The 16,224-nt window shown below is 68.4% G+C and carries 11 protein-coding genes and 2 pseudogenes; 9 read left to right on the forward strand and 4 right to left on the reverse strand.

The window, feature by feature from the left end; all coding sequences use genetic code 11:
- Nucleotides 1-256 precede the first annotated feature (256 nt).
- From ACOQOP_RS04700 to ACOQOP_RS04715, 4 genes and pseudogenes are all read left to right on the forward strand, one after another.
- A pseudogene (locus tag ACOQOP_RS04700) lies at nucleotides 257-1,390 on the forward strand (Ppx/GppA phosphatase family protein).
- Between the two features lie 33 nt (nucleotides 1,391-1,423).
- Nucleotides 1,424-2,170, forward strand: coding sequence for an RlmE family RNA methyltransferase (locus ACOQOP_RS04705; RefSeq protein ID WP_420565165.1), 747 nt, complete (start codon nucleotides 1,424-1,426; stop codon nucleotides 2,168-2,170).
- 110 nt (nucleotides 2,171-2,280) lie between these two features.
- Entirely contained in the window at nucleotides 2,281-3,741 is a 1,461-nt protein-coding gene (gene guaB, locus ACOQOP_RS04710; protein ID WP_420565166.1) for an IMP dehydrogenase, read from the forward strand.
- Nucleotides 3,742-4,143: 402 nt separating this feature from the next.
- Nucleotides 4,144-5,079 (forward strand): annotated as a pseudogene (locus ACOQOP_RS04715) (RsmB/NOP family class I SAM-dependent RNA methyltransferase).
- A 306-nt stretch (nucleotides 5,080-5,385) separates the two neighbouring features.
- On the opposite strand, the gene ACOQOP_RS04720 reads toward ACOQOP_RS04715, so the two are convergent.
- From ACOQOP_RS04720 to ACOQOP_RS04735, 4 genes are read right to left on the reverse strand one after another with little or no spacing between them, the layout of a single operon-like run.
- Nucleotides 5,386-6,444 carry an ABC transporter ATP-binding protein gene (locus ACOQOP_RS04720; RefSeq protein WP_420565167.1) on the reverse strand — a complete coding sequence of 353 codons (1,059 nt, stop codon included), beginning with the start codon at nucleotides 6,442-6,444 and terminating at the stop codon, nucleotides 5,386-5,388.
- A 3-nt stretch (nucleotides 6,445-6,447) separates the two neighbouring features.
- A complete protein-coding gene (locus ACOQOP_RS04725; RefSeq protein WP_420565168.1) occupies nucleotides 6,448-7,287 on the reverse strand; it encodes a carbohydrate ABC transporter permease in 840 nt (279 codons plus the stop codon).
- Complete coding sequence (locus tag ACOQOP_RS04730; RefSeq protein WP_420565169.1) at nucleotides 7,287-8,216, reverse strand: carbohydrate ABC transporter permease; 930 nt, start codon at nucleotides 8,214-8,216, stop codon at nucleotides 7,287-7,289. Before ACOQOP_RS04730 ends, ACOQOP_RS04725 begins: the two co-directional genes overlap by 1 nt.
- A 19-nt stretch (nucleotides 8,217-8,235) precedes the next feature.
- Nucleotides 8,236-9,534, reverse strand: a complete 1,299-nt coding sequence (locus ACOQOP_RS04735) for an ABC transporter substrate-binding protein (protein WP_420565170.1) — start codon at nucleotides 9,532-9,534, stop codon at nucleotides 8,236-8,238.
- A gap of 188 nt (nucleotides 9,535-9,722) precedes the next feature.
- Between ACOQOP_RS04735 and ACOQOP_RS04740 the strand changes: the two genes are divergently transcribed.
- The 5 genes from ACOQOP_RS04740 to paaI all read left to right on the forward strand — a co-directional run bounded on the left by ACOQOP_RS04740 (nucleotide 9,723) and on the right by paaI (nucleotide 15,851).
- Nucleotides 9,723-11,498, forward strand: coding sequence for an N-acetylglutaminylglutamine amidotransferase (locus ACOQOP_RS04740; RefSeq protein WP_420565171.1), 1,776 nt, complete (start codon nucleotides 9,723-9,725; stop codon nucleotides 11,496-11,498).
- 22 nt (nucleotides 11,499-11,520) lie between these two features.
- Nucleotides 11,521-13,308, forward strand: a complete 1,788-nt coding sequence (ngg, locus tag ACOQOP_RS04745) for an N-acetylglutaminylglutamine synthetase (RefSeq protein ID WP_420565172.1) — start codon at nucleotides 11,521-11,523, stop codon at nucleotides 13,306-13,308.
- Entirely contained in the window at nucleotides 13,295-14,461 is a 1,167-nt protein-coding gene (locus ACOQOP_RS04750) for an osmoprotectant NAGGN system M42 family peptidase (protein ID WP_420565173.1), read from the forward strand. Before ngg ends, ACOQOP_RS04750 begins: the two co-directional genes overlap by 14 nt.
- Nucleotides 14,462-14,610: 149 nt before the next feature.
- Entirely contained in the window at nucleotides 14,611-15,411 is an 801-nt protein-coding gene (gene paaG, locus ACOQOP_RS04755) for a 2-(1,2-epoxy-1,2-dihydrophenyl)acetyl-CoA isomerase PaaG (protein ID WP_420565174.1), read from the forward strand.
- A complete protein-coding gene (gene paaI, locus ACOQOP_RS04760; RefSeq protein WP_420565175.1) occupies nucleotides 15,408-15,851 on the forward strand; it encodes a hydroxyphenylacetyl-CoA thioesterase PaaI in 444 nt (147 codons plus the stop codon). Before paaG ends, paaI begins: the two co-directional genes overlap by 4 nt.
- Nucleotides 15,852-16,224: the final 373 nt, after the last annotated feature.

Raw genomic sequence — 16,224 nt, forward strand, 5'->3', positions numbered from 1 at the left:
CAAACCCTTGAAGCACTGTTTTTGGCAGCCCGGGTTTCCGCGGTTTTCCGCCTCTCGGTCGGGGCCGTCCGCCTGACCCGACAGGTCCGGTGATTCAGCCCGCCGGCGACCCTCGGAACCCGACCCGTCCGACCCAGCCTGGGGGTGGATGCCGTAAAGCTGGTGGCACCGTGTCCAAACCGCTAGACTGGTCGAGAAGAAAGCGCCGGGGACACAAACAACACCGGTGCACAGGACAGGGAAGGACGTCAGGGGAATGGAGTCCGGTACGCATCGTGCCGGCCGTTCCCGCCCGCAGGAAGCGTCGCATCGGTCGGAGAACGACCGGGCGGCGGGGTCTGCCATTCGGGACGGGATCGGCGACGGCGCCACCAGGCCGGCCACGCGCCGGCACAGCTCGCGCGGAGACGGCGCGGCCAGAGGCAGCGATATTCTCGCCGCCCTCGACCTCGGCACCAATAACTGCCGCCTGCTGGTCGCCCGACCGGCGGAGCAAGGCGGATTCCGGGTGATCGACGCGTTCTCGCGCATCGTGCGGCTGGGCGAGGGGGTGGGCGCCTCCGGACAGCTCGCCGACGCCGCCATTGAGCGCACCCTGGACGCCCTGCGGATCTGCGGCTCGAAGATCCGCCGCCGCCGGGTGACCCGGTTCCGGGCGGTCGCGACCGAGGCCTGCCGGCGGGCGCGCAACGGACCGGAATTCCTGGCCCGGGTGGCGCAGGAGACCGGCATTTCCCTGGAGGTGATCTCGTCCTCGGAGGAGGCCGGGCTGGCGCTCGCCGGCTGCGCGCCGCTGCTCGACCCCAACGTGCCCGGCGCCCTGGTCTTCGATATCGGCGGCGGGTCGACCGAGCTCGCCTGGTCGCGCGGCGGCTTCGGCCCGGGAAAGCTCAATGGCGAGAAGGCGGCGGTCACCTCGATCCCCATCGGTGTCGTCACCCTGGCGGAGACCTATGGCGGCGATCGCTACGGTCCCGGCGTCTATGAGCGGATGATCGAGGACGTGTCGGTGTGGCTTCGCGCCTATGAGCGCGAGCATGCCATCGCCGCCGAGGTCGAGGCGGGACGGGTGCAGGTGGTCGGCACCTCCGGCACGGTCACCACGCTCGCCGGGGTGCACCTGAACCTGCCGCGCTACGTGCGCGACCGGGTGGACGGGCTGTTCCTGGATGTGGCAGACACCCTCGCCATCGGCCGACGGCTGGCGGATTAGAGCTTCGAGGGCCGGGCGGCCCATCCCTGCATCGGCCGCGAGCGCGCCGATCTGGTGGTGGCGGGATGCGCGATCCTGGAGGCGATCTGCCGGCAATGGCCGGTGATGCGGATGAGGGTTGCCGACCGGGGGGTGCGCGAGGGCATCCTGTTCGGACTGATCGCGGGGGCGTCCTGATCCCCGCAGGCTTGCAGGGAGCGGCGACGGCGCATGGCATCGAAAGGCTCAGGCAGCGGGCGCCGGGGATCCGGCAGCCGGCAGACCACGGTCAAGCTGCGCACCGCCCGCGGGCGCACGGCCTCGTCCCAGCGCTGGCTGCAGCGCCAGCTCAACGATCCTTACGTCGCGGAGTCCAAGCGCCTGGGCTACCGCTCGCGCGCGGCCTTCAAGCTGATCGAGATCGATGACCGCTTCAAGCTGCTGAAGAAGGGCCAGCGGGTGGTCGACCTGGGGTGTGCGCCCGGCGGCTGGACCCAGATCGCGGTGCAGCGGGTCGGTGCCCCGGACAAAGGCCAGGTGGTCGGCCTCGACATCCTGCCGCTGGACCCGATCCCCGGAGCCGAGCTTCTGCTGGCCGACTTCACCGAGGCGTCGGCACCCGACCTGCTGAAGGCGACGCTGGGCGGTCCGGTGGATGTCGTGCTGTCCGACATGGCGGCCTCGTCCACGGGGCACAAGAAGACCGACCATATCCGCATCGTCATGCTGGCCGAGCTGGCGCTGGACTTCGCCTTCGAGGTTCTCGCCCCCGACGGGGTGTTCGTCGCCAAGGTGTTCCTGGGCGGCAGCGAGCGCGACCTGCTCAATCCGCTGCGCCAAGCGTTCCGGACAGTGCGCCACTTCAAGCCGCCGGCGAGCCGGTCCGAGTCGGCCGAGACCTATGTCATCGCCACCGGCTTCCGCGGCCGTCCGCAGACCGCTGCGCTGGACGAAGCGGAGCCCGAAGAGGAGGGGTGAAGCACGGGTAAAGCAGGAGCGCCTGCGACATGAGAGCCGTTCGGATTATGCCGCTTGGCATGTGACTGTCTAAGTGTATATTGCGCCGCCACCGACCCACCGGAGGCACCATGGACATCCGTGACGCGCTGACTTTCGACGACGTTCTCCTCGAACCCGCCCGCTCCAATGTCCTGCCGGCCAAGGTCGACACCAGAACCCACGTCACCCGCAGTATCGAACTCGGCATCCCGCTGCTCTCCAGCGCGATGGATACGGTGACCGAGTCCCGCCTCGCCATCGCCATGGCCCAGGCCGGCGGCATCGGCGTGGTCCACAAGAACCTCGGCATCGAGGCCCAGGCCAACGAGGTCCGGGCGGTGAAGAAGTTCGAGGCGGGCATGGTCATCAACCCGGTGACCATCCATCCCGAGGCCACCCTGGCCGAAGCGCTGGACCTGATGAAGCGGCACGGCATCAACGGCGTGCCGGTGGTGCAGACCCGCACCGGCAAGCTGGTCGGCATCCTGACCCACCGCGACGTGCGCTTCGCCACCGACGAGAGCCAGCCGATCAAGGAGCTGATGACCAAGCGGGTCATCACCGTCGGCGAGGACGTCAAGGCGGCCGAAGCCCGGGCCCTGCTGCACAAGCATCGCATCGAGAAGCTGCTGGTGGTCGACGGCGACAAGCGATGCATCGGCCTGATCACCGTCAAGGACATGGAGAAGGCGCAGAACCACCCGAACGCCGCCAAGGACGACAAGGGCCGCCTGCGCGTGGCTGCGGCGACCGGTGTCGGCCATGAGGGCATCGCCCGGGCCGAGGCGCTGATCGATGCCGAGGTGGACATCGTCGTCATCGATACCGCCCACGGCCACAGCGAAGGCGTGCTGGGCGCGGTGCAGGAGATCCGCAAGCGGGCCAACTACACCCAGATCATCGCCGGCAACGTCGCCACCGCCGAGGGGGCCAAGGCCCTGATCGACGCCGGGGCGGACGCGGTGAAGATCGGCATCGGCCCGGGCTCGATCTGCACCACCCGCATGGTCGCCGGCGTCGGCGTGCCGCAGCTCACCGCCATAGTCGACGCCTCCAAGGTCTGCCGCGAGGCCGGCGTGCCCTGCATCGCCGATGGCGGCATAAAGTATTCGGGCGACTTGGCGAAGGCGCTGGCCGCCGGCGCCGACTGCGCCATGATCGGCTCGCTGCTGGCCGGCACCGACGAGAGCCCGGGGGAGGTCTACCTGTACCAGGGCCGCTCCTATAAGGCCTATCGCGGCATGGGCTCCATGGGGGCGATGGCCCGCGGCTCGGCTGACCGCTACTTCCAGGAGGAGGTCAGCGACACCCTGAAGCTGGTGCCGGAAGGCATCGAGGGTCAGGTGCCGTACAAGGGCCCGGCCGGCGCCGTCGTCCACCAGCTCGTCGGCGGCCTGCGCGCCGCCATGGGCTATACCGGCAGCCCGTCGATCAAGGACCTGCAGCAGAACGCCAAGTTCCTGCGGATCTCCAACGCCGGCCTGCGCGAGAGCCATGTGCACGACGTCACCATCACCCGCGAGGCGCCGAACTACCGGCCCGGCATGTAGGCCGGAAGGCGTAGCGTCATGAAACCCGCGGGCCGCCTTGCGGCGGCAATCGAGATTCTCGAGGCGATCGACGCCACCGATCGCCCGGCGGATCGCGTGCTCGACCGCTATGTGCGCGACCGGCGCTATATCGGTGGCGGCGATCGGTCGGCCATCGCTGCGCGGGTCTGGGGTGTCTTCCGCCGCCGCGCCCGGCTGGACTGGTGGATCAAGAAGGCGGGCAAGGGCATCGGCCGCGACGCCCGGGGGCGGGTGCTGGCCGATCTCGTGCTGCACGACCGCCAGGACGTGCCCGGCATCGCCGAGATGTTCGACGGCTCGCGCCATGCGCCGGCCACCCTGGCGAAGTCCGAAAGCGAGGCCCTGCGCAAGATCGTCGGCGGCGAGCTCGACAGCGCCGACATGCCGGACGCGGTGCGCGCGGAATGCCCGAACTGGCTGTGGCCGCATATGGAGGCGCGTTTCGGCGCCGAGGTCGGCCCGGCCGTTGCCGCGCTGGGCCAGGAGGCGCCGTTCGACCTTCGGGTGAACCCGCTGGCCGGGATGAGCCGCGAGGCGGTGGTCGCCGCGCTGGCCTCCGAGCAGGTTCCGGCCGTGCCGACCGCGCTGTCGCCGCTCGGGCTGCGGCTGGACCGGCGGAGGCCGGTGGATGCCATGGCGCCGTTCAAGTCGGGTGCGGTGGAAGTCCAGGACGAGGGCTCCCAGCTTGCCGCCCTGCTGGTCGGGGCCGGGCCGGGGATGCTGGTGGTCGACTACTGCGCCGGGGCCGGGGGCAAGGCGCTGGCGCTGGCGGCGGGGATGGAGAACAAGGGCCGGATGGTGCTGTTCGACGTGTCCAAGGGACGGCTCGACCGGGCGGCGGTGCGGCTGCGCCGGGCGGGCATCCACAATGCCGAGCGCAAGGTGCTGGCCGAGGGCGACAAGTCGGTGAAGCGCATGGCGGGCAAGGCCGACCGGGTGCTGGTCGATGCGCCGTGCTCGGGCACCGGCACCTGGCGGCGCAACCCGGACGCCAAGTGGCGCTACGGCTAGCAGGACCTGGCGGAACTCACCAAGACCCAGCGCGCGATCCTGGAACGGGCGGCGAGCCTGGTGAAGCCGGGCGGCCGCGTGATCTACGTGACCTGCTCGGTGCTGCGGGCCGAGAACGAGGACGTGGTGGAGGGGTTCCTCGCCGACAGCAACCGGTTCTCCGTGCTGCCGGTGGCGGGCGTGTGGGCGCAGACGATCGGCGAGGCGCCATGCCCGGCGACCGGGCCTTACCTGACGCTCGCGCCGCATCGGGAAGGCACGGACGGGTTCTTCGTCGCGGTGCTGGAGCGGGCGGCGCAGCCTTAAGGGGCTACTCGCTTTTTCCCTCACTTCCTTCCTCTTCCCGGCCCTGTGCCGGGACCCAGGGTTGAACCGCTGCGGCTCAAGGGGCCTGCGCTCCATCGCGCTGCGATCTGGGCCCCGGCGCAAGGCCGGGGAGACGGGCGAGGTTGATGCGGTTACTAAACCCGCTGCCCGCTCTCCACCTCTCGTCACTCCCCGGATTTATTCCGGGGTGAGACATCCGTAGCGCGAAACTTTGGGGCCCGGCGCCGTCCCTACCGCTCACCCCGGAATAAATCCGGGGAGTGTGATTGGGGAATTGGGGAGGGGCTACACCCGCTGCCCGCTCTGCCGGTCGAACAGGTGACACCGCCCGTCGCCCGGCATCACGCTCAGCCGATCGCCGCGTGCGGGCAATGCCGTCTCCGCCGGTACCCGCACCGTCGCCTGCGGGCCGCCCGCCAGCACCCCGTGCAGCACGCAGGTGTCGCCCAGATCCTCGACCACCTCCACCTCGAAGGGCAGGCCGTCCTCGCGCAGCTCCACATGCTCCGGCCGGAAGCCGAGGGTCACCGGGCCGTCCGCCCGATCAACGCCATCCACGCCTTCCAGTCGCGCGTCCGTTCCCTCAAGCACAACGGCACCTCCCTCGACCCGCGCATCCAGCAGGTTCATCGCCGGCGAGCCGATGAACCCGGCAACGAAGGTGTTGGCCGGCCGGTCGTACAAGTCGCGGGGGCTGCCCGCCTGCGCCACCACCCCCTGGTTCAGCACCACGATCTGATCCGCGAGCGTCATCGCTTCCACCTGGTCGTGGGTCACGTGGATCATCGTCGTGCCGAGCCGCCGGTGCAGGCGGCTGATCTCCAGGCGCATCTGCACCCGCAGGGCGGCGTCGAGATTGGAGAGCGGCTCGTCGAACAGGAAGACCTTGGGGTCGCGCACGATGGCCCGACCGATGGCGACGCGCTGGCGCTGGCCGCCGGACAGAGCCTTGGGCTTGCGGTCGAGCAGGTCGGTGATCTGGAGGATCTCCGCCGCGTTGCGCACCCGCTGCTCCACCGTGTCGTCCGCCTCCTTGGCCAGCTTCAGGCCGAAACTCATGTTCTGATAGACCGTCATGTGCGGATAGAGCGCGTAGCTCTGGAACACCATGGAGACGCCACGCTCGGCGGGCGCGATGTCGTTCATCACATCGCCGCCGATGGACAGCTCCCCGCCGTCGATATCCTCCAGCCCCGCGATCATCCGCAGCAGGGTGGACTTCCCGCAACCGGACGGGCCGACCAGGACGCAGAACTTGCCGTCCTCGATCTCCAGGTCGATGCCCTTGATTACCTCGGTCTTGCCGAAGCTCTTGGTCAGGTTCTGCAGGGTGACGGTGGCCATTCGTTATCCTTTCACGGCACCGGCGGTCAGGCCCGAGACGATGCGGCGCTGGAAGATGAGAACCAGGGCGATCAGCGGCACGGTGACGATCACCGAGGCCGCCATGATCCGGCCCCAGGGCACCTCGAACTCGCTGCCACCGGTGATCAACGCGATGGCGACCGGCACGGTGCGCTGGTCGTTGCTCAGCGTGAAGGTCAGGGCGAACAGGAACTCGTTCCAGGCGACGATGAAGGCGAGCAGGCCGGTGGTGACCATGGCCGGCCACATCATCGGCAGGAAGATCCGCGTCAGCAGGGTCCAGGGCTTGGCGCCGTCCATGATCGCGGCCTCCTCCACCTCCGCCGGCAGGTCGCGGATGAAGCTGGTCAGCACCCAGACGGTGAAGGGCAGGGTGAAGATCAGGTAGGACAGGATCAGCCCGCCCGGATTGTTGAACAGGCCGAGCACCCGGATCAGCTCGAACATGCCGGACAGCACCGCGACCTGCGGGAACATCGACACGCTGAGCACCGCCAGCAGCATCATCCGCCGGCCCTTGAACCGGAACCGGCCGAGCGCCAGGGCGGCGGTCAGGCCGAGGAACAGCGAGATCCCGACCACCGCGACCGAGACGATCAGCGAGTTGAGAATGTTCCGGCCGAACGGCTGCTCGGCGAAGATCGACGCGTAGTTGCCGACGGACAGCTCAGCCGGCAGGTAGTCGACCTCGAAGATGGACGAGCCCGACTTAAACGAGGTGATCAGCGCGTAGTAGAACGGGAACAGCAGGATCACCAGCAGCACAGCGACCAGCAGCCAGAACCCGATCCTGGCTGGAAGGGAGGTGCGGCGGCTGGTCATCAGCGCTCCTCCTTCATCACATCGGCCCGCATCGCCGTCAGGTACAGCGCGGTCATGAAGGCGATCACCATGAACAGTAGGGTGGAGGCGGCGGAGCCGTAGCCCACGTCCTGGAAGTCCACGAGCTGCTGGCGAGCATAGACCGACATGGTCATCGTCGACTCGGCGTTGCCGGTCATGATGTAGACCACGTCGAACACCCGCAGGGCGTCGAGCAGGCGGAAGATCACCGCCACTGTCAGGGCCGGGCGGATCAGCGGCAGGGTGATGCCGAAGAACACCTTGATCGGATGCACCCCGTCGACCCGGGCGGCCTCGTAGCAGTCCTTGGGCAGCATCTGGAGCGCGGCCAACACCAGCAGGGCGACGAAGGGCGTGGTCTTCCAGGCGTCCACCAGGATGACCGACAGCATGGTGAGGTCCGGGTCGGCCAGCCAGGCGATGGGGGAGGCGATCAGGCCGAGGCTCATCAGGGTGTGGTTCACCACGCCGAACTGGTCGTGCAGCATCCAGGCCCACATCTTGGCCGAGACCACGGTGGGGATCGCCCAGGGGATCAGCACGGCGGCGCGGAACAGGGCGCGGCCGGCAAACTCGGCGTTCATCACCAGGGCGAGGATCACCCCCAGCACGACCTCGATGGCGACGGACCCGGCGGCGAAGATCAGGGTGTTCCAGACCGCGTTCCACCACAGCGGGTCGGTGATCAGCCCGTACCAGTAACCGCCATCCTCGACCGCGAAATTCTCGAAGCCGAGGAAGCTGTACTGACCGGGGGCGGAGAGCGAGGCGTCCGTGAAGGCGTAGAAGACCGTGCGCGCCAGCGGCCAGATCGCCACAACCGTGAGCCCGACCAGCATCGGCGACAGGAACAGCCAGGCGGTGCGCATCCGTCGCTTCTGGTGGGAGGAGGCCTGTCCTTCTGCCATCGAACCGCCGGGGCCGCCGTTACCAGCGGCCGCGCCGGCCGAGACGGTTCAGGCTGTTCTCCAGCCCGGCGAGCGCCGGTCCGGCCTCCTGCTGGCCGGCGAGCACGCCGTGCACGGCCGACCAGAACTGCGAGGAGACCCGGTTGTATTTGTCGCCGACGATGGCCGAGGGCCGGGCGACGGCGTTGGTGAAGGTCTCCTCCAGGGTGCCGAAGAACGGGCTCGCCTCCAGCACGTCAGCGTCGTCGTACAGCTCGGGATAGGTGGGGTTGTAGGAGGAGGAGATGGCGCGCTGCTTCTGCTGCGCCTGGCTGGTCAGGAACATGGCGAGATCGACCGCCAGCTCCGGGTTCTTCGAATACTTGGAGACCGCCAGGTTCCAGCCGCCGAGCGTGCCGGTATGGCCGCCATCCTCGCCTCCCTTGGGCAGGGCGACCACGCCGACCTTGCCCTTGATCGGGCTGTCATCGCTCTGCGCCAGCGCCCAGGCATAGGGCCAGTTGCGCATGAACACCGCGTTGCCCGACTGGAACACGCCGCGCGAGGCTTCCTCGTCGTAGTTCAGCACGCCCTGCGGGGTGATGTCGCCGACCCAGGACGCGGCCATCTCCAGCGCTTCCACCGCCTTCGGATTGTTGATGGTGACCTCACCCTCGGCATTGACGATGGCGCCGCCGCCATAGCTGTCGACCCATTCCAGCGCGTCGCAGGTCAGGCCCTCGTAGGATTTGCCCTGCCAGACATAGCCCCACAGGTCGTCATCGCCGGCCGCGCGCTCCTTTTCCATGATCGTCTTGGCCGCCTCGGTCATCTGCGCCCAGGTGGTGGGCGGCTCGAAGCCGTGCTTCTCCAGCAGGTCGGCCCGGTAGTAGAGCACGCCCGCGTCTGTCCACCAGGGCAGGGCGAGCAGCTTGCCGTCGACCGTGTTGTTCTCGATCAGCGCCTCGAAATGGCCCGTGCCGGCATCGGCATTGTGGTCCCGCAGATTGACCAGATGGGGGGCGAGCACGCCGGGCCAGACCACGTCGACCTGCAGGATGTCGATGTCGTCGCCCTGAGCGGCGAGGATCTGCTGATACAACGCCAGCCGCTCGGTGGAGGAATTCGGCGTCGAGACGATCTCCACCTCGATACCCTTGTCCTTCGACCAGGCTTCAACGCCAGCCTTGCAGAGTTCCAGCTCGACGCCGACCGCGCCGCAGGAGATGGACAGGGACTGGGCCGACGCGCTCTGCGCCGCGACCACCTGTGTACCGATCAACGCGCCGGCGCCGAGTGCCAGAGACGCCAGGGTACGTGCGATCTTCGTGCGGACCATGATGCCTTCCCCAAATGTTTAGCGCTCCGCCAATCGGCGCCGTGAGGAGCCGTCGGGTACGCGCAAAAATTTTATCGGTTCTTTTCGATATAGGATCGTCGCAGCACCCGTCTACCCAAAGACCCCACCCTTGAAATATATTTCACAGGCGTCATGTTGTCCGAAACGCGACAATTTGAGAGGCGCTTATGTGCGGATTAGCCGGCGAGCTAAAGTTCGACGGAGGCTTTGTTACGTTCGATGGTCTGTCCTCCATGGCCGATGCCATGGCGGCGCGGGGACCTGACGCGCAGGGGACCTACGTTCAAAGCGGTATCGGACTGGCCCACCGGCGACTGTCGATCATCGACCTCTCCGACCGCGCCCAGCAGCCGATGCACGACCCGTCCCTGGGACTGACCATCGTCTTCAACGGCGCGATCTATAACTACAAGGAGCTGCGCCCGGAGCTGGAGGCGAAGGGCTATACCTTCTACAGCGACGGCGACACCGAGGTGATCCTGAAGGCGTTCCACGCCTGGGGCGAGGCCTGCGTGGAGAAGTTCCACGGCATGTTCGCCTTCGCCGTCTGGGATCGCGGCAACCGGACCCTGACCCTGGCGCGCGACCGGCTGGGCATCAAGCCGTTGTACCTGGCGCCCATCAAGGGCGGTCTGCGCTTCGCCTCCAACATGCAGGCGCTGCTGGCGGCCGGCGGGGTCGATACCGCGATCGATCCGGTGGCGCTGAACCACTACATGAACTTCCACGCCGTGGTGCCGGCCCCGTACACGATCGTGTCGGGCGTCCGCAAGCTGCCGCCGGCGACCACGATGACCGTCACGGCCGACGGCAAGCAGACCCAGCGCCGCTACTGGGAGCCGGTCTACGGTACCCCGGACGAGGACCTGCGGGTCTCCGAGGACGAGTGGCGCGACCGGGTGCTGGAGGCGCTTCGCGTGGCCGTGCAGCGCCGGCTGGTCGCCGACGTCCCGGTCGGCGTCCTGCTGTCCGGCGGCGTCGACAGCTCGATGATCACCGCTTTGGTGGCGGAGCAGACCGGCGGCAATCTCGACACGTTCAGCGTCGGTTTCGAGACCGTCGGCAACGAGCAGGGCGACGAGTTCCGCTATTCCGACGTCATTGCCGAGAAGTTCGGCACCCGTCACCACAAGATCGAGGTGAACAGCCGCGAGCGGCTGCTGCCGAGCCTGCCGGGCTGCATCGCCGCCATGTCGGAGCCGATGGTCAGTCACGACTGCATCGGTTTCTACCTGCTGTCCCAGGAAGTGTCGAAGAACGTCAAGGTCGTACAGTCCGGACAGGGCGCCGACGAGGTGTTCGGTGGCTATCACTGGTATCCGCCGCTGATGGAGAAGGGGAAGGGCTCGGCCGACTACGCCCGCCTGTTCCGCGACCGCACCCACGAGGAATTCCTGTCGGCGGTCCATCCGAGCTACCGCAATGGCGACCATGCCGGCCAGTTCATCGAGGAGATGTTCGACAAGCCCGGTGCCTCCAGCGCCGTCGACAAGGCCCTGCGCCTCGACACCACGGTGATGCTGGTCGACGACCCGGTGAAGCGGGTCGACAACATGACCATGGCCTGGAGCCTTGAGGCGCGGGTGCCGTTCCTCGACCACGAACTGGTCGAGCTGGCCGCCAAGGTGCCGCCGGAGCTGAAGGCCGGCCATGGCGGCAAGCACATCCTGAAGGAGGCCGCCCGCAAGATCGTCCCGTCCGAGGTGATCGACCGGCCGAAGGGCTACTTCCCGGTGCCGGCGCTCAAGTACATCCAGGGCGACACGCTGGATTACGTGCGCGGCGTGATGGACAGCCGGAAGGCGCGCGAGCGGGAACTGTTCGACCGGGCCTACGTTGACCAGTTGCTGGACAAGCCCGAGGACCAGATCACCCCGCTGGGCGGCTCCAAGCTGTGGCAGGTCACGCTTCTGGAAGCGTGGCTGCAGGCCAACGGACTGTAGAAGACCCGGAGGATCGATCGGGATGAAGGACCGCGCACAGCGTGAATTCAAGCAGCGCCGCGCCCGGGCGCGCGGCCGTTCGCGTCGTGGCTGGCCTCGCCTTCCCGGCGAGGGGCCGTTTCAGGAGAGGGGACAGCCGAACTCCGTGGTGAATGTGGGCTGGGGTCGGCTCATCTTCGCCGACACCTTCGAGACCGCGGAGGAACTCGCCGAGATCATGCGCCAGGAGGCGCCGGACGAGCGGGACATCACCATCAACGTCAACAACCCTCACGTGGTGCTGGCCCAGGCGCCGGAGGCGTTCTTCCTCGATCCCTCCCACACCTTCCGCCTGGAGTTCGAGCATTACCGGCCGCGCACCGACCGGGTGGTCGGAGTCTATGTGCGCCGGCTGCGCTCCAGCGCCGATGCGGAGGCGGTGAACCGGATCTACGCCAAGGTCGGCATGGTGCCGGTCGGCCGCGATTTCCTGCTGTCGCACCGCGGCTCGCGCCGGATCGTCCATCTGGTGGCGGTCGACGAAACCACCGACCAGGTGGTCGGGACCATCACCGGGGTCGATCACGAGCGGGTCTACGACGATCCCGAGGGCGGCTCCAGCCTGTGGTGCCTGGCGGTCGATCCACAGGCGCCGCTGCCGGGGATCGGCGAGGTGCTGCTGCGCCACCTGATCGAGACCTTCCAGACCCGTGGGCTCGCCCATATCGACCTGTCGGTCATGCACGACAACGAGCCGGCGATTAAGCTCTACGAGAAGCTCGGCTTCCAGCGGATCCCGTTGTTCAGCCTGAAATACAAGAACCCGATCAACGAGAAGCTCTACAGCGCGCCGATGCCCGAGGCGAAGCTGAACCCCTACGCACGGATCCTGATCAACGAGGCGCGGCGCCGCGGCGTCACGGTGGAGATCGAGGATGCCGAGGGCGGGCTGTTCGCCCTGTCCCATGGCGGGCGGCGGGTTTGCTGCCGGGAATCCCTGTCGGAGCTGACCAGCGCGGTGGCGCTGAGCCGCTGCGACGACAAGGCGCTGACCCACCGGCTGCTGGCTCGCCACGGGCTGCGGGTGCCGGCCCAGCACGAGGTCGACGACGAGAGCGACGCCCGCGCCTTCCTGCACAAGTACGGCCGCATCGTCGTGAAGCCCGCGCGCGGCGAGCAGGGGCGGGGCATTTCGGTCGACATCACCGACCCGGTCGACATGGTCCGGGCGATCGAGGCGGCCGAGGTCGTCAGCGACCGGGTGCTGCTGGAGGAGTTCTGCGAAGGGGCGGACCTGCGCATCATCGTCATCGGCTACAAGGTCATCGCCGCCGCCGTCCGCGTGCCCGCAACGGTGATCGGCGACGGCGTGAGCGACGTGCGCAGCCTGATCGACCGGCAGAGCCGACGCCGCGCCTCGGCCACCGGTGGCGAGAGCCGCATCCCGGTGGACAGTGAGACCGAGCGCTGCGTGAAGTCCGCGGGCTACGACTTCGACATGATCCTGCCCAAGGGCCAGACCCTGGCGGTGCGCAAGACCGCCAACCTGCATACCGGCGGCACGATCCACGACGTGACCGACCAGCTCCATCCGCACCTGCGCGAGGTGGCGGAGGAGGGGGCGCGGATCCTCGACATCCCCGTGGTCGGGTTCGACTTCCTTGTGCCCGACGTCGCCGGCGATGAGTATGTGATCATCGAAGCGAACGAGCGCCCGGGCCTGGCGAACCACGAACCGCAGCCCACGGCGGAAGCCTTCGTCGACCTGCTGTTCCCGCAGACGACGGACCGTTTTCTTGAGATGAAGGAACCCCGAAATGCCACCGGCTGACCACGGCCATCTCCGCCCCATCGACACCCGCGACCCGATCTCCCGCGTCATGCGGCGGATCGACGGCGAGCGGATCATCGAGCTGCTGCTGGAGCTGCAGAACATCCCCAGCCCGACCGGCTATACCGACAGCATCGTGCATCATGTCTGCGAACACCTGACGGGGCTCGGCGTCGCCTACGAGATCACCCGGCGCGGCGCCATCCGGGTCAACCTGCGCGGCGACGTGTACAGCCCCGACCGGGCCGTTGTCTCGCACCTGGACACGCTGGGGGCCCAGGTCACCGCCCTGAAGGAGAACGGCCGGCTGTCCGTCCGTCCGGTCGGCACCTGGGCCGCCCGCTTCGCCGAGGGCGCGCGGGTGACCGTGTTCACCGATGTCGGCCCGCGCCGCGGAACCATCCTTCCGCTGAAGGCCTCCGGACATACCTTCGACACCCAGATCGACACCCAGCCTTCCGAGTGGGACAACCTGGAGATCCGGCTGGACGAGCGGGTGTCGTCCTATGGCGACCTGGTGGGCGCGCGGTTCAATGTCGGCGACATGGTCTCGGTCGACCCGCAGCCGGAGGTCACCCCGGCAGGGTTCATCAACAGCCGCCACCTGGACGACAAGGCCGGCGTCGCCTCCATGCTGGCCGCCCTGGAGGCCGTGCTGGCGGAGGAACTGCCGCTGCCGGTGGACTGCCACTTCCTGTTCACGATCTCCGAGGAGACCGGATCGGGAGCCTCGTCGATACTGCATGGCGACGTGGCCGAGCTGCTGTCGGTGGACAACGCCACCGTGGCGCCGGGGCAGAACTCGTCGGAATACGGCGTCACCATCGCCATGGGCGATATGACCGGGCCGTTCGACTATCACCTGTCCCACGGCCTGATCAATCTGGCCGAGCGCCATGGGATCGAGCACAGCCGCGACGTCTTCAAGCACTACCGCTGCGACGCCGCCTCGGCGATCGAGGCCGGCAACGACATCCGCACCGCCCTGATCGCCTTCGGTCTCGACGGCAGCCACGGCTGGGAGCGGGTGCATATCGACAGCCTGGTCGCCGTCGCACGCCTGGTCGCGGTCTACATGGCCTCCCCGCCGGTGGTCGCCCGCGACACCAAGGGGCTCGGTCCGATCGAGGGCTTCCCGAACGTCCAGGAGTAGCTCTCCGGCCCTTCGACCCTTCGACACGCCCCGGCCGAAGGGCCGCCACCGCTCATCAATTTAAAACGATTCCAAACTTCCCGCTTCACCTGGGCCCCGCGAGCGACCATCATCTCGGGAAAACAAGACTGCCCCGAGGGAGGAAGGCCATGACGGAAGGCGGGACCGTGCTCGTCGAGCAGGTCGATGGCGTGTGCCGGATCACCCTGAACCGTCCGGAAAAGCTCAACGCGTTCAACGCCGCGATGCACACCGCCCTCTATGCCGCCCTGGAGGGGGCCGGGCGGGACGAGGCGGTGCGGGCGGTGCTGCTGACCGGGGCCGGCCGGGCCTTCTGCGCCGGCCAGGATCTCGGGGACCGAGACCCGGCGAAGGACGGCACCGACCGCGATCTCGGCGCTCTGCTGGAGCGCACCTACAACCCGTTGATCCGCCTGCTGCGCTCGCTCGACAAGCCGGTGGTCTGCGCCGTGAACGGCGTCGCTGCCGGGGCAGGGGCGAGCCTGGCTCTGGCCTGTGACATCGTGCTGGCGGCCCGCTCCGCGAAATTCATCCAGGCCTTCTCCCGGATCGGCCTCGTGCCCGATTCCGGCGCGACCTGGACCCTGCCGCATCTGGTCGGCGAAGCGCGGGCCAAGGGCCTCGCCCTGACCGGCATGCCGCTGGCGGCCGAGACCGCGGCGGAGTGGGGGCTGATCTGGGGCGTGGTCGCCGACGGGCTTCTGATGGACGAGGCCCGGACTCTTGCCGCCGAGCTCGCCGAGGGGCCGACGGTCGGCCTCGGCCTGACCAAGCGGGCGATCCAGGCGGCCGGCGGCAACAGCCTGGACGTCCAGCTCGACCTGGAGCGCGACCTGCAGCGCGAGGCCGGACGCAGCCCCGACTATGCCGAGGGGGTCTCGGCCTTCCTGGAGAAGCGGGCGCCGGTCTTCACCGGGCGACGCGGATGAGTCCGGGGTCCGACCCGTCGGCCCAGGAGCTGGCCGAGGCCTGTGCCGCCGCCCTGTGGGCCGACGACACCGCATCGCGGGAGCTCGGCATGGCGCTGGACCGGGTGGCGCCGGGGGAGGCGGTGCTGTCGATGACGGTGACCGGGGCGATGACCAACGGCCACGGCACGGCCCATGGCGGCTACATGTTCACCCTGGCGGATTCCGCCTTCGCCTATGCCTGCAATTCCCGCAACCAGCGCACGGTGGCCCAGCACTGCAGCATCACCTACCTGGCCCCGTCCGCGATCGGCGATCGGCTGACCGCCCACGCGACCGAACGGGCCCTGGTGGGCCGCAACGGGATCTACGACATCATCGTGACCGACCAGACCGGCCGCCTAGTGGCGGAGTTCCGCGGCCACTCGCGCACGGTCGAGGGCACGCTGTTGGGGGCGTAGGTTCGCTGGGACGTGGGTTCGCCCTGGCCGGCACTTCGACCCTTCGACACGCCCCGGCCATGGGCCGGGGCTGCTCAGCGGGAGGTCTTTTTGGGGTCTTCGAACTGTTAAAATCCGTCATCCCGGACGACCCCGGACTTGATCCGGGGGCGGGCCGGGACCCCGGTCCACCGTTTCGGCAAGGTCCCGGCCGACCTCCGGGTCAAGCCCGGAGCTCGCCGGGATGACGGATGGAGAGATCGAGGGATGACGGATAGAGAGATCAAATGAAGATCTCGCCCTGAGCAGCCCCGGCTAGGAGTGAGGCCTTTTGGGGATATTCTCTGTCCTCGCCCTGAGCAACCCCGGCTGAAGGCCGGGGCGTGTCGAAGGG

It is taken from the genome of Thalassobaculum sp., assembly GCF_965223715.1.
GTDB lineage: Bacteria > Pseudomonadota > Alphaproteobacteria > Thalassobaculales > Thalassobaculaceae > Thalassobaculum.